The sequence below is a fragment of the Streptococcus sp. Marseille-Q5855 genome, from assembly GCF_946901985.1.
Lineage (GTDB): Bacteria > Bacillota > Bacilli > Lactobacillales > Streptococcaceae > Streptococcus.
Genome location: NZ_CAMPPR010000001.1, coordinates 358670 through 385000, shown reverse-complemented (window position 1 = coordinate 385000; position 26331 = coordinate 358670). Strand labels below are relative to the sequence as shown.

The 26331-nt window shown below is 39.8% G+C and carries 18 protein-coding genes and 1 pseudogene (1 of these 19 running past the window's edge); 17 read left to right on the top strand and 2 right to left on the bottom strand.

Annotation, left to right across the window (positions count from 1 at the left end; translation table 11 throughout):
- The 6 genes and pseudogenes from OC529_RS01955 to OC529_RS01930 form a co-directional block, all read left to right on the top strand.
- On the top strand, positions 1-626 hold the 3' portion of the coding sequence (locus OC529_RS01955; RefSeq protein ID WP_262081357.1) for an ABC transporter ATP-binding protein. 259 nt of this gene lie to the left of the window's left edge; 626 of the gene's 885 nt are visible here — the last part of the coding sequence; the start codon falls outside the window, past its left edge; the stop codon is at positions 624-626.
- 1 nt (position 627) lies between these two features.
- Entirely contained in the window at positions 628-1365 is a 738-nt protein-coding gene (locus OC529_RS01950; RefSeq protein WP_262081356.1) for an ABC transporter permease, read from the top strand.
- Positions 1365-2460 (top strand): annotated as a pseudogene (locus OC529_RS01945) (sensor histidine kinase). Before OC529_RS01950 ends, OC529_RS01945 begins: the two are co-directional and overlap by 1 nt.
- Positions 2461-3060 carry a response regulator transcription factor gene (locus OC529_RS01940; RefSeq protein ID WP_262081355.1) on the top strand — a complete coding sequence of 200 codons (600 nt, stop codon included), beginning with the start codon at positions 2461-2463 and terminating at the stop codon, positions 3058-3060.
- Between the two features lie 317 nt (positions 3061-3377).
- On the top strand, positions 3378-4388 hold the full coding sequence (gene ccpA, locus OC529_RS01935) for a catabolite control protein A (RefSeq protein WP_000990605.1): 1011 nt from the start codon (positions 3378-3380) through the stop codon (positions 4386-4388).
- 63 nt (positions 4389-4451) lie between these two features.
- Positions 4452-4664 (top strand): hypothetical protein, encoded by a 213-nt coding sequence (locus tag OC529_RS01930; RefSeq protein WP_078844063.1) that lies wholly within the window; start codon positions 4452-4454, stop codon positions 4662-4664.
- 28 nt (positions 4665-4692) lie between these two features.
- On the opposite strand, the gene OC529_RS01925 is transcribed toward OC529_RS01930, so the two are convergent.
- The gene (locus OC529_RS01925; RefSeq protein ID WP_050283378.1) at positions 4693-5655 is read right to left on the bottom strand and encodes an asparaginase; all 963 of its coding nucleotides are present in this window, start codon (positions 5653-5655) and stop codon (positions 4693-4695) included.
- A gap of 65 nt (positions 5656-5720) precedes the next feature.
- On the opposite strand from OC529_RS01925, the gene OC529_RS01920 reads away from it, so the two are divergent.
- Both OC529_RS01920 and OC529_RS01915 read left to right on the top strand, forming a co-directional pair.
- Positions 5721-7112 carry a Cof-type HAD-IIB family hydrolase gene (locus OC529_RS01920; protein ID WP_000453149.1) on the top strand — a complete coding sequence of 464 codons (1392 nt, stop codon included), beginning with the start codon at positions 5721-5723 and terminating at the stop codon, positions 7110-7112.
- Positions 7109-7231, top strand: a complete 123-nt coding sequence (locus OC529_RS01915; protein WP_000692922.1) for a hypothetical protein — start codon at positions 7109-7111, stop codon at positions 7229-7231. The genes OC529_RS01920 and OC529_RS01915 overlap by 4 nt, the downstream gene beginning before the upstream one ends.
- A 72-nt stretch (positions 7232-7303) precedes the next feature.
- Here the strand turns inward: OC529_RS01915 and OC529_RS01910 are convergent, their stop codons facing one another.
- Positions 7304-7756 carry a universal stress protein gene (locus tag OC529_RS01910; RefSeq protein ID WP_050208772.1) on the bottom strand — a complete coding sequence of 151 codons (453 nt, stop codon included), beginning with the start codon at positions 7754-7756 and terminating at the stop codon, positions 7304-7306.
- 161 nt (positions 7757-7917) lie between these two features.
- On the opposite strand from OC529_RS01910, the gene OC529_RS01905 reads away from it, so the two are divergent.
- From OC529_RS01905 to OC529_RS01860, 9 genes are all read left to right on the top strand, one after another.
- Positions 7918-8220, top strand: a complete 303-nt coding sequence (locus OC529_RS01905; RefSeq protein WP_172928461.1) for a hypothetical protein — start codon at positions 7918-7920, stop codon at positions 8218-8220.
- A 157-nt stretch (positions 8221-8377) separates the two neighbouring features.
- Positions 8378-9592 (top strand): pyridoxal phosphate-dependent aminotransferase, encoded by a 1215-nt coding sequence (locus OC529_RS01900; protein WP_000666460.1) that lies wholly within the window; start codon positions 8378-8380, stop codon positions 9590-9592.
- A gap of 144 nt (positions 9593-9736) precedes the next feature.
- Positions 9737-9871 carry a 50S ribosomal protein L34 gene (gene rpmH / locus OC529_RS01895; protein WP_000831905.1) on the top strand — a complete coding sequence of 45 codons (135 nt, stop codon included), beginning with the start codon at positions 9737-9739 and terminating at the stop codon, positions 9869-9871.
- A gap of 137 nt (positions 9872-10008) precedes the next feature.
- The gene (locus tag OC529_RS01890) at positions 10009-11973 is read left to right on the top strand and encodes a peptide ABC transporter substrate-binding protein (protein ID WP_262081354.1); all 1965 of its coding nucleotides are present in this window, start codon (positions 10009-10011) and stop codon (positions 11971-11973) included.
- A 410-nt stretch (positions 11974-12383) separates the two neighbouring features.
- The gene (locus OC529_RS01885) at positions 12384-21320 is read left to right on the top strand and encodes a DUF1542 domain-containing protein (protein WP_410095799.1); all 8937 of its coding nucleotides are present in this window, start codon (positions 12384-12386) and stop codon (positions 21318-21320) included.
- 407 nt (positions 21321-21727) lie between these two features.
- Positions 21728-22501 carry a TatD family hydrolase gene (locus tag OC529_RS01875; RefSeq protein ID WP_262081353.1) on the top strand — a complete coding sequence of 258 codons (774 nt, stop codon included), beginning with the start codon at positions 21728-21730 and terminating at the stop codon, positions 22499-22501.
- Positions 22501-23061, top strand: coding sequence for a ribonuclease M5 (rnmV, locus tag OC529_RS01870; protein ID WP_262081352.1), 561 nt, complete (start codon positions 22501-22503; stop codon positions 23059-23061). The genes OC529_RS01875 and rnmV overlap by 1 nt, the downstream gene beginning before the upstream one ends.
- Positions 23062-23132: 71 nt before the next feature.
- Positions 23133-24032, top strand: coding sequence for an XRE family transcriptional regulator (locus OC529_RS01865; protein ID WP_262081351.1), 900 nt, complete (start codon positions 23133-23135; stop codon positions 24030-24032).
- Positions 24033-24299: 267 nt separating this feature from the next.
- The gene (locus OC529_RS01860; protein ID WP_262081350.1) at positions 24300-26330 is read left to right on the top strand and encodes a bacteriocin-associated integral membrane family protein; all 2031 of its coding nucleotides are present in this window, start codon (positions 24300-24302) and stop codon (positions 26328-26330) included.
- Position 26331 lies beyond the last annotated feature (1 nt).

The window sequence follows — 26331 nt, the reverse complement described above, 5'->3', positions numbered from 1 at the left end:
AGAAACTAAAGATAAAAGAGTTGATTGATTTCTTTCAAAAAATTTATCCAAATCACTTGAGTAACCAGGAAATCGATCAACTATTGCAGTTTGATCAGCAACAGAAAGAGCAATTTGCAGAAAAATTGTCAGGTGGGCAAAAGCGTCTTTTATCTTTTGTCTTGACCTTAATTGGGCGACCAAAGCTTGTCTTTTTAGATGAGCCAACTGCTGCCATGGATACCTCTACCCGTCAACGTTTTTGGGAAATTGTTCGGGACCTAAAAACGCAAGGAGTCACCATTCTCTATTCGTCTCATTATATTGAAGAGGTAGAGCATATAGCTGACCGGATTTTGGTTTTAAATAAGGGAGAGTTGATTCGTGATACGACGCCTCTAGCTATGCGTAGTGAGGAGATTGAAAAGCATTTTATCCTTCCTCTAGCTTACAAGGAAGTCGTTGAGCAGTCTAACTTGGTTGAAAGATGGGTACAAAAACAAGATGCTCTGCAAGTAGTCACACGAGAAGCAGATGCTTTCTGGGAACTGTTAGTTCAAGCAGGATGTAGCATACAAGAAATCGAAGTTAATAACCGTAGTTTGCTAGATACAATCTTTGAAGAAACACAGAAGGGAGATGACTAAGATGAAACGATGGATCGCACTAAACAAGATAGAATTTCTATTGACCAAACGGCAATTAGTCTATTATCTATTATCCGTAGGGATGCCGACAACCTTCTATTTATTCTTTTCAGGCATGTACCAGGAAACACCAGGTGGACCCGCGAATTTTATGCGTGATTATCTTATCTCCATGACGGCCTTTTCCATGATGTCGACAGCTATCTTTTCATTCCCAGTTGTTTTACATACCGACAAGATCAACAATTGGCAGAAAACATTACGTCATAGCCCTGTAAATATGGTAGAATATTATCTATCAAAGATAACAAGTATGCTGGTTGATTATTTGGTTTCAATCTTGGTGGTTTTCTCAGTTGGGCATTTTGTAAGAGGTGTAGAGATGCCTCTAGGAAGCTGGGTTGGGGCTGCAATTTTGCTGATTTTGGGAAGTATTGCTTTTGTAGCGATTGGCTTGACCTTGACTCTCTTACCAACTAGTCAGCTGATGTCTGTCGTGGGCAATCTTCTTTATCTAGGATTGGCTGTTTTAGGCGGACTCTGGATGCCTATCTCTTTATTTCCAGACTGGATGCAAGCGATCGGTAAGTGTCTCCCGACCTATCAGTTGATGGAGTTGCTCAAGACCTTCTTAAACGAGGGTGGCATCAATCTATCAGCCACAGTTTATTTACTTGTTTTTTCAGCAGTTTTATTTGGTTTGACTATTTACCTTCAAGGTCATAAGGAGAATGCTTAATGCTTGAAAGACTGAAAAGCATACACTATATGTTTTGGGCAAGTTTGATTTTTATGCTTTTTCCCATCCTACCTGTAGTGATTGGGGAGCTTCCTGCTTGGCATTTATTGGTTGATATTCTATTTGTAGTGACGTATTTGGGTGTTTTAATAACTAAGAACCAGCGCATATCATGGCTTTTCTGGGGGATCATGCTGGTCTATGTAGCTGGGAATACCGCCTTTGTTGCTGTGAATTATATCTGGTTTTTCTTTTTTCTTTCCAATCTCTTAATTTATCATTTTGGCGTACGTAGTTTAAAGTCTTTACATGTATGGACATTTCTCCTTGCTCAAGTCCTTGTTGTGGGCCAACTGTTGATTTTTCAGAGAATCGAAGTTGAGTTTCTAGTCTATCTGATTGTAATTCTTACTTTTGTCGATTTGATGACTTTGGGCTCGGTTCGGATTCGAATTGTGGAGGATTTGAAAGAAGCACAGGCTAAGCAAAATGCCCAGATAAATCTATTGCTTGCTGAAAATGAACGCAGTCGTATCGGTCAAGATTTGCATGATAGCTTGGGACATACCTTTGCTATGCTTAGTGTTAAAACTGATCTAGCCTTGCAGTTATTTCAAATACAGGCTTATCCACAGGTGGAAAAGGAATTAAGAGAAATACAGCAAATTAGCAAAGAATCAATGCGTGAAGTGCGAACCATTGTGGAAAATCTTAAGTCTAGAACTTTGACATCTGAACTAGAGACTGTGAAAAAGATGTTAGAAATTGCTGGAATTGAGGTGGAAACGGCTAACCAACTAGACACTGCTAGCCTTACTCAGGAATTGGAGTCAACGGCTTCCATGATTTTGCTAGTTGGTGACCAATATCATCAAACATGCCAATGCATCTAAAGCTTACTTAAAATTAGAACGGACAGATCAGGAATTGCTCCTGATGGTCAGAGATGACGGGAAAGGTTTTGCAACTGTAACAGAAAATGAGCTCCATACAGTCCGAGATCGTGTTTCTCCATTTTCAGGAGAAGTAAGTGTAATCAGTCAGAAACATCCAACGGAAGTGCAAGTTCGACTACCTTATAAGGAGAGAAAGTAGATGAAAGTATTAGTCGCAGAAGATCAAAGTATGTTGCGAGATGCCATGTGCCAGTTGCTCACGCTTCAACCGGATATAGAGTCTGTCTTTCAAGCCAAGAATGGGCAAGAAGCAATCCAACTCTTAGAAAAAGAGTCCGTAGATATTGCCATTCTTGATGTAGAGATGCCTGTTAAGACTGGTCTTGAAGTCTTGGAGTGGATACGAGCAGAAAAGCTCGAAACAAAGGTGGTTGTAGTGACGACCTTCAAGCGCCCAGGGTATTTTGAACGTGCAGTCAAGGCTGGAGTAGATGCTTATGTCTTGAAAGAAAGAAGCATTGCAGACCTCATGCAAACTTTGCATACTGTCCTCGAAGGAGGCAAGGAGTATTCGCCTGAATTGATGGAAGTGGTGATGACGCATCCCAATCCGTTGACAGAACAAGAAATCGCAGTCTTAAAGGGAATTGCTCAGGGTTTCTCTAACCAAGAAATTGCAGATCAACTTTATTTATCCAACGGAACAGTCCGAAACTATGTCACCAATATTCTTTCGAAACTAGATGCAGGTAATCGAACAGAGGCAGCTAATATCGCGAAAGAATCTGGTTGGTTGTGATACTATCATAACGCGAAAACCATTATGTGTTAAAATTAAAATTATTCAATCAAACAATTTGTAACTTGAGGGGGCTTAGTTTCCTCCTTTTTGTGGCTCTAAGGTGGTAGCAAGGAGCTAAACCTAGGCTTTCTATGAAATTTTTTCAATCAATCCTCAAAAAACACTTGAAAGTGTTTACAATTAGTGATAGAATGGAATAAGTAAAAATATGAAAACGAAATTTTCACATCTTCACTTTTGTAAGTAGATATAGAGCTTTAATCGGCGCCTCTACTTGTAAAAGAATGTGTGGGATAGAAAGGACAGGAAAAGGAATGAATGCAGATGACACAGTAACCATTTATGATGTCGCTCGTGAAGCAGGTGTTTCCATGGCGACGGTCAGCCGTGTGGTTAATGGCAATAAAAATGTAAAAGAGAATACCCGTAAAAAAGTGTTAGAGGTAATTGATCGTTTGGATTATCGTCCAAATGCAGTTGCGCGTGGTCTTGCAAGTAAAAAGACAACCACTGTTGGTGTCGTGATTCCAAATATTACCAATGGTTATTTTTCGAGTTTGGCTAAGGGGATTGATGATATTGCAGAAATGTACAAGTACAATATTGTCCTAGCTAATAGCGATGAAGATAACGAGAAAGAAGTTTCTGTTGTCAATACCCTCTTTTCAAAGCAGGTAGATGGCATTATCTTTATGGGGTATCACTTGACAGATAAAATTCGCTCAGAATTTTCGCGTTCACGTACTCCGATTGTTCTCGCAGGAACTGTGGATGTAGAGCATCAGCTTCCAAGTGTCAATATTGACTACAAACAAGCTACGATTGATGCAGTGACCTACCTCGCTAAAGAAAATGAGCGCATTGCTTTTGTCAGTGGTCCACTAGTGGATGACATCAATGGTAAGGTTCGTTTGGTTGGCTACAAGGAAGCTTTGAAAAAAGCAGATATTCCTTATAGCGAAGGATTGGTATTTGAATCTAAATACACTTATGAAGATGGCTATGCCTTGGCAGAGCGCTTGATTTCATCAAATGCAACTGCAGCAATTGTAACAGGTGATGAGTTGGCGGCAGGTGTCTTGAACGGTTTGGCTGATAAAGGTGTGTCAGTACCAGAAGAATTTGAGATCATTGCCAGTGATGATTCGCAAGTCTCTCGCTTTACCCGTCCAAACTTGACAACTATTGCCCAACCTCTTTATGACCTTGGTGCCATTAGTATGCGTATGTTGACTAAGATTATGCACAAGGAAGTGTTGGAAGAACGTGAAGTTCTATTATCTCATGGATTAACAGAACGTAGCTCAACACGAAAACGTAAATAGAAAAAATCAGGGAATCGAGAAGATTTCCTGATTTTGTGCTCTTAAACAAGAGATGTTGACTTAATGAATACCATAGAGCGGACTAGGCGGCTGGTTAAAGACTGCGCAACACACTGTTTTGAACTTGTAGATAGAACTGACGAAGTCAGCTCAAGTCCCTGTTTTGAGCTTGTGGATAGAACTGACGAAGTCAGCTCAAGTCCCTGCTTTGAGCTTGTGGATAGAACTGACGAAGTCAGCTCAAGTCCTTGCTTTGAGCTTGTAGATGGAAGCTGACGTGGTTTGAAGAGATTTTTCAAGAGTCTTAGCCTTCCATATAGTCTTTCAAAGCTTGCCCTGTTAGTCCGGCATTGAGGGCAATGAGGAGTTTCAAGCGGGCTTTTTGGGCGTTGAGTTCTTTAATAAAGAAGACACCAGATTTTTGTAATTGCACGCCCCCACCTTGGTAGGCATAAACAGGCTCAGCGATACCGTTAAAGCATCGTGAAACCAGGGCGACTGGGATTCCTTTTTGTAGAAGGCTTTCTAACTTTTCAGCCGTTTCTTTGGGAATATTACCAGCTCCGAAGGCTTGGATAATCAAACCGTCCAAGTGTTCCAAATCCAGCATATCAATCAGCTTATCTGTCATACCAGCATAAGCAGAGATGATAGGGACTAATCCTTGTATGTGATCAAGGTCAAAGCGAACACGAGGTTCAGCTGTTTTAAAGTAGAGGATTTCCTGTTTCATAATCAGACCAAGGGGACCGTGAGTAGGAGTCTGGAAGGTACCGACATTGGTCGTATGTGTTTTGGTAACATACTTGGCAGCGTGGATCTCATCGTTCATAACAACCAAAACTCCTTTGTCAGCAGCCCTGTCATCGCTGGCCACTCGTAAAGCACTTAGGTAATTATAAACACCATCACTACCGAGCTCATTGGAGCTGCGCATGGCTCCTGTTAGAACGATGGGCATGTGGGGAATTTCCATGGTATCAAGGAAATAGGCTGTTTCCTCTAAAGTATCGGTTCCGTGTGTGATCACCACCCCGTCGTAGTTATCTGCTTCCTCTTTCATTTTCTGGTAGAGAGCCAGCATATGTTTGGGTTTGATATAAGGGCTTGGCAGATTAAAAAAGTCCAAGGCATGAACTTGGATTCCTTCAAGTGGGCTGGACACATGATTCATAGGATTATCTGAACTCGTCACAACAGCGCCAGAAGCATCGGCCTGCATGGAAATAGTCCCACCCGTATGTAAAACAAGGATTTTCTTAGGCATGATTTACTTACTCTTTCTGAAATGTGGTATAATCATTGTATCACAAAAGGGGAGATTGGGATAGGATGGAAGTCAAAGCTGTTTTTTTTGATATCGATGGAACACTAGTCAACAATCGCAAGAGTGTTTTGAAATCCACTAGGGACGCGATTAAGATTGTTAAAGAACAAGGGGTGCTTGTCGGTGTAGCGACAGGACGAGGACCTTTTTTTGTTAAGGAATTGATGGACGATTTGGACCTGGATTTTGCGGTAACCTATAATGGCCAGTACATCTTTACTAAAGACAGAGTCTTGTTCACGAGCCCTATTTCCAAGTTGCACTTGCGCCATCTAATTAGCTATGCTAAAAAAGAGGGGAAGGAGATTGCCCTAGGGACCAAGGATGCCATGCTGGGTTCTAAAATCATGTCCTTTGGTCTGGGTTCTTTTTCCCAACGAATCAGTCGCTTCGTTCCCTCTGTCTTAACCCGGACGGTGAGTCATTCCTTTAATCGTATGGTCAGCAAGGTTGTTCCTCAAAAGGAAGAAGACCTGCTTCACCTGATGAATCAGCCTATCTACCAAGTTTTGATGCTGATGACGCCAGAAGAATCTGAGAAGGCGGCAGCTGATTTTGAAGACTTGAAATTGACACGTAGCAATCCTTTTGCTGCGGATGTCATCAATCAAGGAAACTCTAAATTGGAAGGCATTCGACTAGTCGGGAAAGAATATGGCTTTGACCTCAACCAAGTCATGGCCTTTGGAGACTCGGACAATGACCTAGAAATGTTGGCGGGTGTCGGTATGTCTGTGGCTATGGGAAATGGTAGTAGCAGTGTCAAGGAAGTTGCCAAGCACATTACCACCAGCAATCAACAAGACGGAATCCACAAGGCCTTGGAACATTTTGGTGTTTTGGCTTCAGAAAAAGTCTTTGTCAGCCGTGACTATCATTTCAATAAGGTCAAGACCTTCCACCATATGATGGATGAACGAACTCAAGAAGAACCTCGAGCTTGGGATTTAGAAGGTGCAACCCATAGGGCTGGCTTTAAAATAGAAGAATTGGTGGAGTTTGTTCGAGCTGCCAGCCCTTCTGAAGAGGACTTTGGTCAAGCTCTATCGCAACTTCATCAAGCTCTTGATAAGGCAGCAGATAAAGTAGCTAAGAAGACGCCTGCTCAGCAAGATTTGATAGGTCAGGTGGATGCCTTGATTGACACGCTTTATTTCACCTACGGTAGTTTTGTCTTGATGGGGGTGGATCCAGAACGTATTTTTGACATTGTCCATCAGGCTAATATGGGGAAAATTTTTCCAGATGGCAAGGCTCATTTTGATCCAGTGACCCACAAAATCTTAAAACCAGATGATTGGGAAGAAAAATATGCTCCAGAACCTGCTATTAAAAAGGAACTGCAGCGCCAGCTCAAGGCTTATGAGCGTCATAAAGAGAGAAATAATACTCAATGAAAATCAAAGAGCAAACTAGGAAGCTAGCCGCAGGTTGCTCAAAGCACTGCTTTGAGGCTGTAGATAAGACTGACGAAGTCAGCTCAAAACATGTTTTTGAGGTTGCAGATGGAAGCTGACGTGGTTTGAAGAGATTTTCGAAGAGTATAAATAGTAAACAAAAAGGAGCGCTGAGCTCCTTTTCTTTGTGATTATAAGGTTTTTTCTTGTTCTCTCACAACCAGCAAATCGACCTTAGCATGGCGGAGGATGTATTCAGATGAAGAACCGACCAAGAGGCGTTCAAAGGCGTTGAGACCAGTTGCGCCAAGGAGGATGAGGTCCACTTCCTCTGCATCTGGAATAGTACGTGCCAGTAGAGTTTTTGGATTTCCCATTTCAATGACGATATGAACATCTGCCACCCCAGCATCTTTAGCACGTTTTTCGTACTCTTTCATCAGACTTTCAGCGTCGACTTGGAGTTGTTCGTAAACTTCAGCATCAAAGGTGGATACGCTTTGGAGAGCGCGTGTGTCAATGACATGTGCGATGGTGAGTTTAGCGTCGTTTCGTAGAGCAGAATGAACTCCCTTGACAAAAGCCAAGTCCGCTTCTTTAGAACCATCGATTGCGACCATGATATTTTGGTAACGTTGTGCCATAATGAAACCTCCTGAAATTTTCTTACTATAATTGTAAACCTTTTCACTATAGAAGTAAAGCAAAAAAAGTATTTTTCAAAAGAATGTTATCGATTAAAATCTATATAAATATATGATAAAATAAAAGAAAGGATAGCAGGAAAGAAGTGAAGGGAGGGAGAATGATGAAGCACTCTTTTCAAGAAACAAAAAAATCAAATTTCCTTTATTATGGAATCATCCTAGTTTCAGTCTTGCTAGAAGTTATTATGATCTGGCAATTAGAGAGTCTGGTACCGCTTCTTTATCCAGGTTTTATTGGCTTTTTAGTCTTTCATATACTCTATCATCTGTTTTTATTCCTAGTCGCTAAAAGAAGTGGTCGCTGGGATTACTTGATGATATGGGGGCTTTTCCTCATGTTCAATCTTCTCTATGACTCCTTTTTAGGCTTACTTTTTCTAGGTTTATCTTTTGGTATGTGATGTTTTTTTTGGCAAAACACCTGCTATCTCCCCTGTCTTGACCTCGCTTTTAGTGAGGTTTTTCTTCTGTAGGATTTTAGTAACACATTTCAGTAAACTTGTCGCATTCTCTTTCTAGTGGTATAATGTTACTATCTCGATGAATTGAGGAAACAAGATGAAAGAATATAACAAGTCTAGTAAGTTAGAGCATGTTGCTTATGATATCCGTGGTCCTGTTTTGGAAGAAGCCATGCGGATGCGAGCAAACGGAGAAAAGATTTTACGTCTGAATACAGGAAATCCAGCAGAATTTGGTTTTACAGCGCCAGACGAAGTCATTCATGACTTGATTATGAATGCGCGGGATAGTGAAGGATATTCTGACTCCAAAGGGATTTTCTCAGCCCGTAAGGCTATCATGCAGTATTGCCAGTTGAAGAAATTCCCCAATGTGGATATTGATGATATTTACCTTGGAAATGGTGTCAGTGAGCTGATTGTCATGTCCATGCAGGGGCTTTTGGACAATGGAGATGAGGTCTTGGTACCAATGCCAGACTATCCTCTCTGGACAGCAGCTGTCAGCCTAGCTGGGGGAAATGCCGTTCACTATATCTGTGATGAAGCTGCAGAATGGTACCCAGATATTGACGATATCAAGTCAAAAATCACTTCCAATACCAAGGCAATCGTCCTTATCAATCCAAACAACCCAACTGGAGCCCTTTATCCTAAAGAACTCTTGCTGGAAATTATTGAGATTGCCCGTCAAAACGATTTGATTATCTTTGCGGATGAAATTTACGACCGCATGGTCATGGATGGACATGTGCATACGCCTGTGGCGAGCCTGGCACCAGATGTCTTCTGTGTCAGCATGAATGGTTTGTCAAAATCTCATCGTATTGCTGGTTTCCGTGTGGGTTGGATGGTCTTGTCTGGACCTAAGACTCATGTTAAAGGCTATATCGAAGGGCTCAATATGCTGTCCAATATGCGTCTTTGCTCTAACGTTTTGGCCCAGCAAGTCGTACAAACATCACTAGGTGGGCACCAGTCAGTGGATGAATTGCTCCTTCCTGGTGGACGAATTTACGAGCAAAGAAATTTCATCTACAATGCCATTCAAGAGATTCCAGGTTTGTCTGCGGTTAAACCCAAGGCTGGACTCTATATCTTCCCTAAAATCGACCGCAATATGTACCGTATCGATGATGATGAGCAGTTTGTCCTTGATTTCTTGAAGCAGGAAAAGGTTCTCTTGGTTCATGGTCGAGGCTTCAACTGGCAGGAACCAGACCACTTCCGTATCGTTTACCTTCCTCGTGTCGATGAACTAGCCCAAATCCAAGAAAAGATGACTCGTTTCTTGAAACAGTATCGTAGATAGGGCTTACATTCGAAAAAGCTGGAAACATTTGTCTAGAGCTATTGACAAAAGTGAAAGAATCAGATAGAATAGTAAAGTATGTTTAGTAACTGATCACTTTATAGCCGGCTAAACGAATACAAAATCTATGAGGAGGTATTCATCGTGAAACGTACTTATCAACCAAGTAAACTTCGTCGTGCGCGCAAACACGGATTCCGTAACCGTATGTCAACTAAAAACGGTCGTCGCGTATTGGCAGCTCGTCGTCGTAAAGGACGCAAAGTTTTGGCTGCATAATCCAAACGAACCATAACAAAAATCAGTAGGAACTCGAGTCTACTGATTTTTATTTTTGTAAAAAAGTTCAAAAGACTTTATATTTTCCCTTAAATGGTGTATAATATTTCACATACTGTAAAAAATGGAGAATAATCATGAAGAAATCAAAAGTTATGCTTTTTGGAGCTATGGTTTTGACAGCAGGTCTAGCTTTAGCAGCGTGTGGGTCTTCCCAATCTAGTAATGCTGAGAAAACCTACTCTTATGTATTTACTAGTAATCCTGATACCTTGGACTACATTACGTCAACACGTGGTTCTACTTCAAGTATCACGACCAACCTGATTGATGGCTTGTTAGAAAATGATAAGTATGGTAATCTCATTCCATCTATGGCTGAATCATGGACGGTGTCAAAAGATGGTTTGACCTACACTTATAAAATCCGTCAGGGGGCGAAATGGTACACTTCAGAGGGCGAAGAGTATGCGGATGTAACGGCTCATGACTTTGTGACAGGTCTCAAGTATGCAGCTGATAAAAAGGCTGAAAACTTGTACTTGGTTCAAGACTCTATCAAGGGCCTCGCAGACTACGTTGAGGGAGAAACATCTGACTTTGAGACTGTTGGAGTTAAAGCAGTGGATGACTATACTCTTCAATATACTTTGAATAAGCCGGAATCTTACTGGAATTCTAAGACTACTGGGGGTATTTTGAGTCCTGTAAATGAATCTTTTTTGAAATCTAAGGGAGATGACTTTGGTAGTGTAACACCATCCAGTATCTTGTCAAATGGTCCTTACTTGTTTAAATCTTTCTCATCAAAATCTTTGATTGAATTTGATAAAAACCCTAATTATTGGGACAAGGATAATGTGAAAATTGAGAAAGTGAAGCTCTCTTTCTTTGACGGTTCTGATCAAGATAGTTTAGCGAGAGGATTTTTGGAAGGGAACTACTCGGACGGTCGTATCTTCCCGACAAGTTCAGTGTTTAATCAGTTGAAAAAAGGGAATGAGGACAAAATCACCTACACACCACAAAACTCAATTACCTTCTATTATCTTTTTAACGTTAATCGTCAAAGCTACAAGCAGACCATGAAACAGTCTGATAAGGAAAAGACAGATTCACTTGCAGCCATGCGAAATAAGGATTTCCGTCAGGCTGTCAACTTTGCCTTTGACCGTCATGCTTATGCAGCGCAGACAAATGGTGAAGATGGAGCAGACCGTATCTTGCGTAACACGCTTATCCCAAGTGGTTTTGTCCAAATCGGTGGTAAAAACTTTGGAGATGTTGTCAATGAAAAGATTATTAACTATGGTACAGAGTGGTCGAATATCAATTTGAATGATGCACAACCTGCCTTTTTGAATGCTGAAAAAGCCAAGGTAGCATTTGCTAAAGCTAAAGAAACCTTGCAAGCAGAAGGCGTGACCTTCCCAATTCATTTGGATATGCCGGTTGACCAGACGGCCAAGTTAGATGTGCAACAAGCAAGTTCCTTTAAGCAGACAGTGGAAGAAACCCTTGGGGCGGACAACGTTGTGATTGACGTGATTCAACTTTCTCCAGACGAGAAGGATCAAGCTACATTCTTTGCAGATACAGCTGAACAAAAGGACTATGACATTGATATTTCAGGTTGGAGCGGAGATTACTCAGATCCGAAAACTTATCTTGATCTCTTGGATCCAGAGTCAGGTTCACAGCTTAACAATATTGGTTTGACTGCTGGAAAAGATAATGAAGTAAAAGAAAAAATTGGACTTTCTGCTTATAAGAAGTTACTAGATGAAGCAGATAGCGAAGTTGAAAATACTCAGGCTCGTTATGAAAAATTTGCTGAAGTCCAAGCTTGGTTGACTGACAGCGCCCTCTTCCTACCAGTTCAAAGTGGTGGTGCTAATCCAATCTTCCGTAAGACTGTACCGTTTACAGGAGCCTTCTCGTTCGTTGGTCATAAGGGAGATGCTGATAACTACAAATATGTTGAACTGCAAAAAGAGCCGGTAACTGCGAAACAGTACCAAGAACTCTATGAAAAATGGTTAAAAGAAAAAGCTGAGTCAAATAAAAAAGCTCAGGAAGATTTAGCTAACCATATTCAATAAAATTTCTAGTCATGCTTTTTAGTTAAGCCTAGTGACTGGATTTAGAAAAAGGCCTTACCAGACGCTTTTGGTTCTGGTAGGGTCTTTTCTTTATTTTGTGATGAAGTAAGTGGAGGGGGATAGGGCTTCAGATACCTAGAATGACTTATTTTATGTTTTTGAATGGGAATCGATTAAAATTTATAAATCTGTATAAGGGATTAGTGACAAAACGATAGCAAATAGGGTAAATTTCTATATATTTTAATTAAAGTAAAAATTAGGCTAAAAGTGGACGGGGGGGGGGGATTTTATGCTATAATGTACGTATATTCTTATCACCTAAAGTAGATATATTATAATAAAGTTTTATTATAGTGCATTAGCTTTTTGAATAAGAAGAAATAAAAATAAAAAATGGAGATCAAAGAATGAAGTATAAGAGAACGCAGAAACGCTCTAAGCAGATGTGGCAGCGTGTGGAAAAATTTTCGATTAGAAAGTTTAGCTTTGGAGCGGCGTCGTGTTTGATTGGGGCTATTACTGTACTTGGTCCATCATCTCAAATAGCTAGTGCGGACGGGATAACATTCTATGAAGCTAATGGTGATAAAGTGACCGCTTATGCTCATGGAGAAAGTGTGTATAAACTTAGAGGTACTTCAACAAGTATTTATAATGCATTCCGCATGGACGTTGATACTTCCAAGTATACAAAAGAAAATCCAGTCATTACGGTTACATTAAGGTATAACGCTCCAGATAACCCGAATGAAAAAGCTCCGATATTTTGGAGTGGGCGACCATTTCATTGGTTCACTGTGCCCGAAGGAACAGAAGAATTAGGAAATGACTATGGACTTACACTAACAAACGGTAGTGAAGTTACTAATAAGTATACAAATTGGAGTAGTTGGGAAAGTAATTCGCGTTTTATTCATAGTAAATATAATAATAATCCAGACGCGTGGGAAAGACATAACACTACTACTGGAGAAACGTTAAGAAAAACTCCATTTGTAAGTTTAAATAGTGAATTTAATAAGTTTTTAGGAGATTATAATAATCGTTGGTACGATAATAGTAATATGCCTACTCAAAAAATTATGAATGATCTTCGTACTCAGAGTCGCAGTATTTATGTTGATTGGGAAAAAAGAGCTGCTGGAACTGTAACGGTTACTTATACTACCAAGGTGAAAGATCCTGTAAACACTAAAGAGTTAACGTTTGGTATGGGGGTCTATCAAGAATTAAATAGACAACAATACGCTCGTGTTGAAACTGTTAAGCTTCCGGTATTGTATAAATTAAATGAACTTTTTGAACCAAAGGTACCAGGACGTACAGGAGTAGTAGATAAAACAAAACTTACAGCTGATGAAGTAACAACAATTAAAGAAAAAATTTGGACAACAAATGACAATAATGAAAGTGAGCTTTTATCTACTAATAAATCGTTTAAAGATAATCTAAAAAACGGTAAAGATTCAATTAGTATTGATGAAAAAACTGGTAATGCAACGATTACTTATAAGGATGGTAGTACTGATACTATTGAAGGTTCTAGGTTGATTTATGAAAAACCAAAAGCGGAAAAAGGTGATACGGCTTCAACTAAGTTAGAAACAGATGGAAGCCCAAACATTAAATATTATACTAAACCTATACCAGTGGAAAATTATAATGTTATTACTCCAGATGACCGAGACAGAGCCTTGGAAAGCTTTTTAAGTGTCAATTTAACAGAAAATGGGCAGAATTACTACAATAGTAATAGTAATAAGGAAGTACGCCCGGGGGATCTTAAATCTGGGGCTAACTTTAACTCGCCTAAGTTTCCTCTTAGATTTGAGTTCAATGAAAAAGATGAATTAAAGATTATACGAACAGGACTTCAACGTATCGTAGCTGTTGTACCTAAAAAACATTTATATAAGCAAAAACAAGAACCTGCATTTGATGTGGCTACTGCACGAAATGAAGCTAAAAAGGTAATTGGGTCGTTGGATAATTTATATCCAAGCGAAAAAACTGGTTTTGAAACTAGAATAGATGGAGCAACAGACCGTGAAGGTATTGAAAGAGTTCTGAATGAAGCTCAATCAAAAGCTAATGAAAATGCTGTAGAATTAGCTAAAATGAAAAAAGCTGCTAATGATAAGATCAATGCGTTAGGTTATCTAACACCAGCTGAAAAAGATGCTGCAATTAACAAGATTAATTCCGCAACGATTAAACAAAATGATGCTGATGTCGATAGTGCTACAACTGCTGCTAAAACAGATACTGATACTGATCGTGATGCAACAAGAGCTCGTTTAGGAAGTGTTGTAGCAGACTTGGTAGCAACAAATTTAACAAGAGTTAGAGATGAAGCAATTAAAAATATTAACAAAATTTCAGATGAGAACTTACCAAAAGCTGAAAAAGATAAGTATATAGAGGACATAAAGAAAGCAAATGACGAGGAAACTATCTTAAATCTTGTAAAAGAAGCACAAAAAAAAGCGTCAGATGCAGAAGCTGCTCGTAGAAAAGCAGAAGCCGATAAAGTTCGTCAGCAATATAAGGATATGATTGCTAATATTCCAGGTTTAACGGATCAAGAAAAAACTGATTACAATGATGCAATTGATAAAGCAACTAGTACCGATGAAATGGACGCTATCGTTGACTTTGCTAAATTATCAGGTGAACGTAAAAAAGCTGTAGCTGAATTAGAAAAACTACAATACTTAAATAATAATCAAAAACAATCATTTAAAGATCGAGTAGAAAACAGCGCTAATAAAGAAGATATAGAAAATTATGTTTCACAAGCTAGACAATTAAATAGTAAAATGAAACAACTTCATGACTTAGCTGAAAAAGCAAAAACAATTAAACCAACGGTTAAATATACATCGGCTGCAACAGAGAAACAAACAGCCTTTGATAATGCGTTAGAAAAAGCAGAAAGTGTGCTAAATAAAGAAAATGGTGCTGATGAAACTATTACAACTGTGGGTAATTTATTTACTGCATTAGAGACAGCAATTAATAATTTACAACCTAATGGTGAAAAAGTAAAAGTTAATGCCGATAAATCGCTTTTACAAGAAGAATATAATAAAGGTACATCAGTAAAAGAAAGTCCACTTTATAAAAATTCTACAGACGAAAATGGTAAAACAGCTCAACAAAGAAAAGATGAGTATGATAAAAAATTAGAGGCAGCGAAAACAATATTAGGTGATGAAGATGCTGGACAAACTGATGTAGATGGTGCTTTAGAAGATTTATTATCAGCGAAAGCAGACCTAAATGGTAAAGAAGCAGAATTTACTTTATCAAAGAAAGATGGTGCTGTACCTATTTCTGTAGCACCAGCGGTTGGAGTAGTTGTTTCGAAACCAGAAGATCAGAAATTAATCAAGGATAAGATTGTTGGTATTCCAGAAGGTTCAACAGTAATCTACAACCCAATACAAGAAAAAGGTGACAAGACAGTTGTTCCAGTAAAAGTGACACACGAAAATGTTTCAAAAGAAATTGAAATTGAAGTGGTTCAATCTGAAGCGGCGAAAATAACACCGACAGTAAGTACAGCGAAATTAAGTGAAGTGCCAACAGAAAACGGGACAATCACAAAAGCAGAAGATGTACAAAAAGTTACAGAAGCAGTATCAGTTCCAGTTCCAGAAGGTCAGGCTCAACCAAGAAAAGACTTAGTTGACAATGGGAAAGTAGTACAAGGTACAGACCAACGTGCGAACGGTGGAGCGAATAATACAGGTAAATTGGTTGTCAAAGTTGAGGTAACTTATCAGGATGGCTCAAAAGAAACTGTTGAAGTTCCAGTAGAAGGAACAGAAGCAGCGAAATCTCCACTAAATGATCCAGAAAAAGTAAAAGTTAATAATGTTGATAATTTATCAGATGATGAAAAAGAAGCAGTAAAAGCAGCAGTTAAGAAAGCAAATCCAAACTTAAACGACAAAGATATTTCAGTAGATGAAAAAGGAAAAGTAACAGTAACATATCCAGATACATCAACAAACACGTTGGAAGCAAACAAAACTGTAGAAGCTAAAACAGAGTTAGACAAAGCAAAAGAGCAAGCGAAAGCAGACTTAACGGCTGCAGCTAACAAAGAAAAATCAGAAATCGAAGCAGACAAGACCTTAACAGAAGATCAGAAGAAAGCTGAAAAAGCAAAAGTCGATGAAGCTAAGAAAGCTGCAGAGTCTAACATCGATAAAGCTGGAACAACTGACGAAGTAGCGAAAGCAACAGAAGACGGTAAGAAAGCAATCGATGCAGTACACAAAACAGAGTTAGATAAAGCTAAAGAACAAGCGAAATCAGACTTAACAGAAGCAGCTAACAAAGAAAAATCAGAAATCGAAGCAGACAAGACCTTAACAGAAGATCAGAAGAAAGCTGAAAAAGCGAAAGTCGATGAAGCTAAGAAAGCTGCAGAGTCTAACATCGATAAAGCTGGAACAACTGACGAAGTAGCAACTGCAACAGAAGCAGGTAAGAAAGCAATCGATGCTGTTCATAAAACTAATGCTGAGAAAGCAACTCCAACAGTTACAGCAGGAGGAGTTCCAGTAAGTGTTGACCCATCTAACGCTCCTAAAGTAGCGGAAGCAGATAAAAAAGCAATTACAGAAGCTGTAGTAGTACCAGAAGGACAACCACAACCGACTAAGAAAGAAATCTTAAATTCTGGTGCTATTAAAGACGGCAAAACTCCAGGAACGAAGGTAGTGGAAGTCAAGGTAACATATGGAGACAATAGCTCAGAAGTGCTTGAAGTTCCAGTTGTGAAGAAGGCAGAAGATTTCAGGTTAGCTGTGAAAGATAACGAAAAACCAGCAGAAATTTCAAAAGAGCCAGTAGTAGGAGAAAATTTAACAGAAGATGCAGATAAAGCAGCTGTAAAAGCAAAAGTAACTGTAAATGATAAGGAATTAGATGATACCTATGCTGTAGAATACGAACCAATCAAAGAAAAAGACGGTAAGAAAGTTGTCCCGGTAAAAGTGACACGTGATGGAATTACAAAAACAGTTGAAGTTCCAGTTGTTAAAAAAGACCAAGTATTTACAGTAGGTGTAAAAGACTCAACAAAACCGATTGAGATACCAAACACCCCAACAATAGGAGAAGACTTAAAAGACGAAGATAAGGAAAAAGTCAAAGAAAACTTACTAGTCAATGGCGAGTCGTTAAAAGAAGGTGACAAGGTAGAATTTGGCAAAGTTACACAAGAGCAGGATAAAACAGTTGTTTCAGTAACGGTAACACGTGATGGCGTAGCAAAAACAATTGATGTCGAAGTCATTAAGCAAGCAGAAGAATTCACATTAGCTGTAAAAGATGCCACAAAACCAGCTGAGATTTCAAAATCACCAGTAGCAGGCGAAAGCTTAACAGCAGAAGACCAAGCGAAAGTAAAAGAAAAAGTAACAGCAAACGGTGAAGCACTAAAAGATACTGATACAGTAGAGTACGGAAATATTACCGAAAAAGATGGTAAGAAAGTCGTACCGGTGACAGTAACACGAGATGGTGTAGCAAAAACAATTGATGTAGAAGTCACTAAGCAAGCAGAAGAATTCACATTAGCTGTAAAAGACACCACAAAACCAGTTGAAATTTCAAAATCACCAGTAGCAGGCGAAAGCTTAACAGCAGAAGACCAAGCGAAAGTAAAAGAAAAAGTAACAGCAAACGGTGAAGCACTAAAAGATACTGATACAGTAGCGTACGGAAATATTACAGAAAAAGATGGTAAGAAAGTCGTACCAGTAACAGTAACACGTGATGGCGTAGCAAAAACAATTGATGTAGAAGTCACTAAGCAAGCAGAATCCACAGATAGTTCAGGTTCTCAAGGCAACCAAGACGGTCAAGGAGGTTCAGGCTCTCAAGGTAACCAAAACGGTCAAGGAGGAAATACAGATTCAAATACTGAAGGTCCTACTAGCCCAGATTTACCTGCTGACCAATCAGGCCTAGACAAAGCAAAAGCTCAAGCAAAATCAGACTTAGCCCAAGCAGCTGCAAAAGAAAAAGCAGAAATCGACGCAGATGAAAAACTAAGCGAAGATGAAAAAGCCCAAGCAAAAGCTAAAGTCGATGAAGCTAAGAAAGCTGCAGAGTCTAACATTGATAAAGCGACAACACCAGAAGAAGTAGCAAAAGCAACAGAAGCAGGTAAGAAAGCAATCGATGCAGTTCATCAAATAACTCCAGAACAAGCTAAATCTGACTTAGATGCTGCAGCTAACACAGAAAAAGGTGAAATTGGCGGAGATACAACTTTAACTGATAAAGAAAAAGAAGCCTTGAAAGCCAAAGTAGATGAAGTTAAGAAAGCGGCAGAAGATAAGATTAACAATGCTAAAACACCTGAAGAAATAGCGAAAGCAACAGAAGAAGGTAAGAAAGCAATCGCAGATGTTTATAATCCACAAACTGCTAAAGGGCAATCTACAAGTATCTTTAAACCAGAGTTAGACTTACAAACTGCTTTAGTATCCGGAAAAGCAACTGTTGAAAAAGGCAAAGACTTAACAGACGAAGAAATCCTAAAACAATTAGCACTAGCTGATGGACTAACAGCGAAAGTTATTTCTAAACCAACCACAACTGAAACAGGAACTAAAGAAGCAGAAGTAGAAGTAACGCTAGCTGATGGTAGCAAAGTGACTGTAAAAGTACCGGTTGAAGTAGTTGATTCCTTAGGAACAGCTGATAAAGATAATGATCTTGCTAAGGCGAAAGAAGATGCTAAAAAACAAGTAGAAGATGCAGCTAAGAAAAAACTTGAAGAAATCAATAAAGCTAAAGATTTAACAGCTGAGCAAAAACAAAAAGCTGAAAAAGAAATCAATAAAGCCAAAGAAGATGCTAACAAAGCTATTGACCAAGCATCATCAGCAGGAACAGCTAAACAAATTGCAGATCAAGCAAAAGAAAATATTGAAAAATATGATCCAAAAGCAGATACAGAAGTTAAGAAACCAGATGTGACAAATCTTGATGAAGAAAAAGCGAAAGCAAAAGCTGAAATACTAGAAGAAGCTCAAAAACGCATTAACGAAATCAAGAACAATAAAGATTTATCAGACGAAGCGAAACAAAAAGCTATCGAAGAAATCAATAAGGCCAAAGATAAAGCGATTGAAGACATCAACAAAGGTCAATCTAAAGATGAAATCAACGCGGCGAAAGAAGCTGGTATTCATAAGATAAATGAAGTTCAACCAGATGGCTCTATTGCATCTAAATTCGAACCGAAAGTTCCTGAAAACAAAGTGGAAGTGGAAAATCCAGCAAAACTTTCAGATGAAGAAAGAGAACAAGTTCGTCAAAACATCGAAGGTGCGAACACATTCCCAGATGGAACAACAGTAGAAGTAAAACCAGATGGAACAGCTGTTATCACATATAAAGATGGTTCAAGCGATACGATTTCTAAAGATAAATTAGTAGCGCCAGCTAACAAAGAGACAGGAACAATCGCGTCAAGAACCGAGCCAGTTATTCCAGGAAAAACACAAGTAGGAAACACTACTAAGTTAACACCAGGAGAACAAGCTGCGGTTAAAAAAGCGGTTGAGGAAGCGAACAACTTCCCAGCAGGAACTACAGTAGAAGTAAGACCTGATGGAACAGTAGTCATCACCTATCCAGATAAATCTGTAGATACAATAACAGGGGATAAACTTGTTGAAAAAGGAAGTAAACAAGAAACTCCAAAAGTTCAGACAGATGCAGAGAAGAACCCAGCGCAAGTTCCAGGAAACTTTGTACCTGTTGAAAATACTCACAACTTGACACAGGCGGAGCAAGATACTGTAGCAGCTAAGGTCAAAGAAGCAAATCCAGCGGCGACAGATGTTAAGGTATCTAAAGATGGAACAGCAACGCTAACATATGGAGATGGTTCAGTAAACACAATTCCAGGAACCAGTCTAGTAGTAGCCAAAGATACTGACAATGAAGCTGCAACACAAGCCACGCAAAATCCAGCAGTGGTGCCAGCAACTACAGAAGTCGGGAATGCTCATAGCTTAACACCTGAGGAACAAGCTGCAGTAGCTACGAAAGTGAAACAAGCAAATCCAACTGCTACAGATGTTAAGGTATCTAAAGACGGAACAGCGACATTGACATACTCAGATGGTTCAGTCAATACAATTCCAGGAACCAGTCTAGTAGTTCAAAAAGAGGAAACTTCAACACAAGAGCAACCAACAATCGCAGAGAAGACAAAAGTAATCATCCCAGCTAACCCTACAAAAGTAGCAGAAGCTACAAGATTAACAGATGCAGAAAAAGAAGCTGTTAAAAAAGCTGTAGTAGATGCAAATGGATTCGGAAGCGATGTTAAAGTTGAAGTAGCTGGAGATGGCACAGCGACAATCGTCTTTAAAGATGGTTCAGCTATTACAATTCCAGGAAATCAATTGGTAGCACAAGATCCAAAAGCACAAGATAGCACTAAACCGACTGCTGAAAAATCAACTGTTAAAGCGCCTGCTCAAAGAGTAGATGTAAAAGATATAACTCATTTAACAGATGAAGAAAAAGAAAAAGTTAAGGTTGCTATTTTACAAGCAAATGGTTCAGCATTAGACGGAGCGACAATCAATGTAGCTGGAGATGGTACAGCAACAATCACATTCCCAGATGGTTCAGTAGTGACGATTCTAGGAAAAGATACAGTTCAACAATCTGCGAAAGGTGAATCTGTAACTCAAGAAGCTACACCAGAGTATAAGCCAGAAACTACACCAGGTGGAGATAATGGAGGCAATACTGGAAGCTCAGATGCTAATGCGAATGCAGGCGGTGGTAGCCAGGCAGGCGGACAAGCTAATACAGGTTCACAAAACCCAGCTCAATCACAAGCTTCTAAGCAATTAGCTACTGAAAAAGAATCAGCTAAAAATGCCATTGAAAAAGCTGCCAAGGACAAGCAGGATGAAATCAAAGGCTCACCGCTTTCTGATAAAGAAAAAGCAGAACTTTTAGCAAGAGTGGAAGCAGAAAAACAAGTAGCTCTCAAAGAGATTGAAAATGCGAAAACTGTGGAAGATGTGAAGGAAGCAGAAACGATTGGCGTGCAAGCCATTGCCATGATTACAGTTCCTAAGAGACCAGTGGCTCCTAATGCTGCTCGTCAGGCAACAAGTGCACCGCAAGCAACTGCAGGAACAATGCAAGATGTTACCTACCAGTCACCTGCTGGCAAACAACTACCTAACACAGGTTCAGCATCAAGTGCAGCACTTGCTAGTCTTGGTCTAGTGGCGGCAACCAGTGGTTTTGCTTTGCTAGGAAGAAAAGCTAGACGTAGAAAATAGGACAGCTAGAAAGTTATATTCTCTACTTAAAGTTAGATTATAAGGGGGATTTTGAGAAGTCATCAATCCTAGTGATAGGTGAGAAAAGTGAGAACCCAAGATAATCGCATATTTTATACTCAATGAAAATCAAAGAGCAAACTAGGAAACTAGCCGCAGGCTGTACTTGAGTACGGCAAGGCGACGTTGACACGGTTTGAATTTGATTTTCGAAGAGTATTAGATGAATAGGGATGTTCTATCAATATAGCCAATATCTTCTGTCTCTAGCTGTGGAATAGAAGATGGGCAATATCGGATAGAAAAGCTAGCAGAATAGCTCTATTAAAGAGAGGAGGGAAACCGAAAAATTGGGTGCCCCTCCTCTTTTTTGGTATAATAGAAGATAGAAAACGAGGTTAGAAGAGATGATTTTTGATACACATACACACTTGAATGTAGAAGAATTTGCGGGTCGTGAGGCAGAAGAAATCGCCTTGGCTGCTGAGATGGGTGTGACACAGATGAATATTGTGGGTTTTGATAAACCGACGATTGAGCGTGCCTTGGAGTTGGTAGATGAGTATGACCAACTTTACGCAACCATTGGTTGGCATCCGACAGAAGCTGGAACCTACACAGAGGAGATTGAAGCCTACTTGCTTGACAAGCTCAAACATCCCAAGGTGGTTGCCTTGGGTGAGATTGGTTTGGATTATCATTGGATGACAGCGCCGAAAGAGGTGCAGGAGCAGGTTTTTCGGCGTCAGATCCAGTTATCTAAGGACTTGGATTTGCCTTTTGTTGTCCATACCCGTGATGCGCTGGAAGACACCTATGAGATTATCAAGAGCGAGGGAGTTGGTTCTAGAGGTGGCATTATGCATTCTTTCTCAGGAACTCTTGAATGGGCAGAGAAGTTTGTCGAGCTTGGTATGATCATTTCCTTCTCAGGAGTGGTGACTTTTAAGAAGGCAACTGACATCCAAGAAGCAGCTAAAGAGTTACCTTTGGACAAGATTTTGGTGGAGACGGATGCTCCTTACTTGGCTCCTGTTCCTAAACGGGGTCGCGAAAACAAAACAGCCTACACTCGCTATGTGGTGGACTTTATCGCCGACTTGCGTGGTATGACGACAGAAGAGCTAGCGGCGGTAACAACTGCAAATGCAGAACGAATTTTTGGATTGGATAGCAAGTAATGAAAGAGAAAATTTCCCAAGTTATCGTGGTTGAAGGGCGCGATGATACGGCCAATCTCAAACGCTATTTCGATGTAGAGACCTATGAGACACGAGGTTCTGCCATCAATGACCAGGATCTAGAGCGGATTCAACGCCTACACCAACGTCATGGAGTCATTGTCTTTACAGACCCAGATTTTAATGGGGAGCGGATTCGTCGTATGATTATGACGGCCATTCCAACAGTTCAGCATGCCTTCCTCAAACGAGATGAAGCTGTTCCCAAGTCCAAGACCAAGGGGCGTTCTCTGGGAATTGAGCATGCCAGCTATGAAGACTTGAAAACGGCTCTAGCTCAGGTGACAGAACAATTTGAACATGAGAGCCAGTTTGACATCAGTCGTAGCGACTTGATTAGCCTTGGTTTTCTAGCAGGGGCAGACAGCCGTAAGCGCCGAGAATATCTGGGAGAGGCTCTCCGAATCGGCTATTCCAACGGCAAGCAACTCCTCAAACGCCTAGAGTTGTTTGGGGTCACCTTGGCAGAAGTGGAAGAAGCTATGAAATCTTATGAGTAGGAAAGATGTAGCCGTTACAATTTTTTAAGTTTCACAGTATTTTTCGAAGCAGGTAGAAGAGGAGGCGTCTGATGTTAATTGGTCAAAAAATTAAAGAGATTCGGATAGAAAAAGGAATTAGTCGTCCAGATTTTTGTGGAGATGAGCAAGAACTGACAGTTCGTCAACTGTCGCGAATTGAAAGTGGAGCTTCGCAACCAAGTTTGCCCAAGTTAGACTATATTGCTCGCCGGCTAGGAGTTCCAGCTTATAGCCTTATGCCGGATTTTTCAGCTCTTCCTCCTGCTTATTTAGAATTGAAATACCAGATTTTACGTGAACCAATCTATGGTAAAGAAGAGGAGTATGATAAGAAAGAAGCGTGTTTGGAAGAGATTTATAAAATATACTTTGATAATCTTCCTAAAGAAGAACAATTAGCATGTGAAGTATTGCAGGCGTGTTTAGATACTTCTAGAACTAGAAGGCCTGAATATGCAGAGTTAATACTTGAGGAATATATGCCTCAGATTATAGAAAAAGAAGCTTATTCAATAAATGATATGTTGTTGATTCGTTTGTTTTTTTATCAAATGCTCATTAGAAACGATCTTGCCAAATTTGTGAATCAAATCGAAAAGCTAATGTTCTTGCTTTTGGGACAGAAGAAGATAACTCAAATAGAGAATTACTTTATAATTAGAGATACTCTTATTTCAGGAATGTGTTGTCTTGAAAAGGTAGGAGTAACTGATTGTTTTAATGATTATCTATCGTGTTTACAAGAAATTATGGATAAAACTCAAGATTATCAAAAGAAACCTCTTGTATTTATGTTTTTGTGGAAGCAAGCATTAAGAGAAGAAAGAGATTTTAGTTTAGCTGAATCATTTTATCAGTCTTCTAAAACATTTGCGCAGCTAATTGGAGATGAATTTCTAGTAAAGAAATTGACAGAGGAATGGCAAGAGGATGTAAAAAAATATTTATAAACATAGTGAAGCAATGACAAAAATGTCCTTGTTCTTGCATCAAAACAGCTCTAAAGTTCGTCTTTAGAGCTGTTTTTTAGATATGAGCCAAAAATAATATGAAATAGTTAGATTTTAAGGACATTGATGTCCTTGATAGTTCTTGAAAAAACGGATATAATATATTTAAAGATGTTGCTAGTAGAAAGAACTTAATAAACTTCTTAACATTGCAGTGACTGTGGTCACCTTCTCACTAAGTGACCAAGTAACTTTTTGGAGGAAATGATGAAACGTTTATTTATTTTGATTTCAATGGTATTGGTATCGCTTTATATGGCGATAACTTCCGTTGACCATCAAGAAGAGATTTTATTTGGTAACTATCTCTCTGTTGATGTGACAGGAATGATGATAAATCAACCAGTAGCTAGTCGCGAAGAGGTGACAGAGGCTTTGAGTCACTTGGCGGTAGAGCATAATAGTCTCATCGCCCGTCGGATTGTTGAGCCAAATGAAGCTGGAGAAACACGCTTTACCTATGCCACTTACGGTCAGGGAGAGCTTCCAGAAGGTCTGACCATTTCCTCCAAGGAGAGTGCAGAAACGAGTGATTTATTAGGTTCTTACTTGATTGTGTCAGGAAGTTTGGATGGAGTGAGCTTACAGACCACCTTGAAAGAGCTTGGTTATCAAGGCTTTGTTTCGAATGGAGAAGATCCATTTTCGATAGTCTTACTATTGACGGCCACCCCTATGGTGCTACTGAGTTTAGCTATTTTTCTGCTGACCTTTATGAGTTTGACCCTGATTTATCGGATCAAGTCCCTTCGTCAGGCAGGGATTCGCTTAATAGCTGGTGAGAGCTTGTTTGGGGTTGCTCTCAGACCGGTGTTAGAAGATGTGAGACAGCTTATCTGCTCAGTGCTGGTATCCAGTCTTGTGGGATTGGGGCTTCTCTGGTATCAAGGTGCCTTGTTTATGGCAACGGTGCAACTTGTCATCATTGCTCTTCTATTTTATGGATTGATCCTGGCCGGGATTTCTACCTTACTAAGTGTCGTGTATCTACTTGGTTTACAGGAAAATAGTCTGGTGGATCTATTGAAAGGGAAACTCCCTCTCAAACGTATGCTGACATTGATGATGATGGGGCAACTCTTAGCTGTATTGGTTGTCGGATCGAGTGCGACAGCTCTCCTACCCCACTACCGTGAAATGCAGGAGATGGAGAAGGCAAGCGATAAATGGAGCCAGTCCTCAGACCGTTACCGTCTATCCTTTGGTTGGTCTAGTGCATTTGCCGATGAAGAAGGAATGCGTAAGGATAATCGTGAGTGGCAGACATTTACTGAAGAACGGTTAGCAAATACAGACTCTTTTTATATCATGAGCAATGTTGACAATTTCTCAGATGGAGCAGAAGTGGATCTAGATGGCAATCGTCTCAATGACTACACACCGTCAGGGAATGTTATCTATGTCTCACCGCGCTATCTGATAGAAGAAAAGATTACCGTTTCTTCAGAGTTTATGGACAAGATGCAAAACTTGTCTGAGGGAGAGTTTGGGCTGATCTTACCTGAGAGCTTGAGAGAGCAGTCTTCCTACTATCAAGGATTATTTACAGATTACCTGCAAAACTTTTCATCTGAAAGTGTAGAAGTGACGAGTCAGAAACACTACCTCCCACAGGTAACGCTAGCTTTTACAGAAACAGGACAGGAACGCTTCCTCTATAACGATGGGTACAAGACGACACGCCAGTACCTAAAAGACCCAATTATTGTAGTTTTAACGCCGCAAGCGACTGGAACAAGACCTGTTGCAGGGATGTTGTGGGGAACTACGGCTAATAGTGCCTTGAAACTAGATCGATATGGAGATAGCATCACAGCTCTAAAAGATCAAGGACTATATCACAAGGTCTCTTACTTGGTAAAAAGCCAGCTATTTTTTGCCAAGGTACTAAATGACAAACGGATGGAGTTCTACTCTCTCCTTATAGGGACTATTTTGACCCTGTCTACGGCTATCTTGTTATTTGATTCCATGAATCTTCTCTATTTTGAGCAGTTTAGACGGGAGATCATGATTAAACGTCTTTCTGGTATGACAATCTATGAGCTTCATGGCAAGTACTTACTGGCGCAAGGAGGAGTTCTCTTGCTTGGTCTAATCCTATCTAGTGTTTTGACAGGAGATAGCTTGATTAGCGCTTTAGTTGTAGCTTTATTTACGCTTAACGCCCTCTTGATTTTAGTAAGGCAGGACAAAAAAGAAGAAGCTGGTAGCATGGCAGTATTGAAAGGAAAATAAG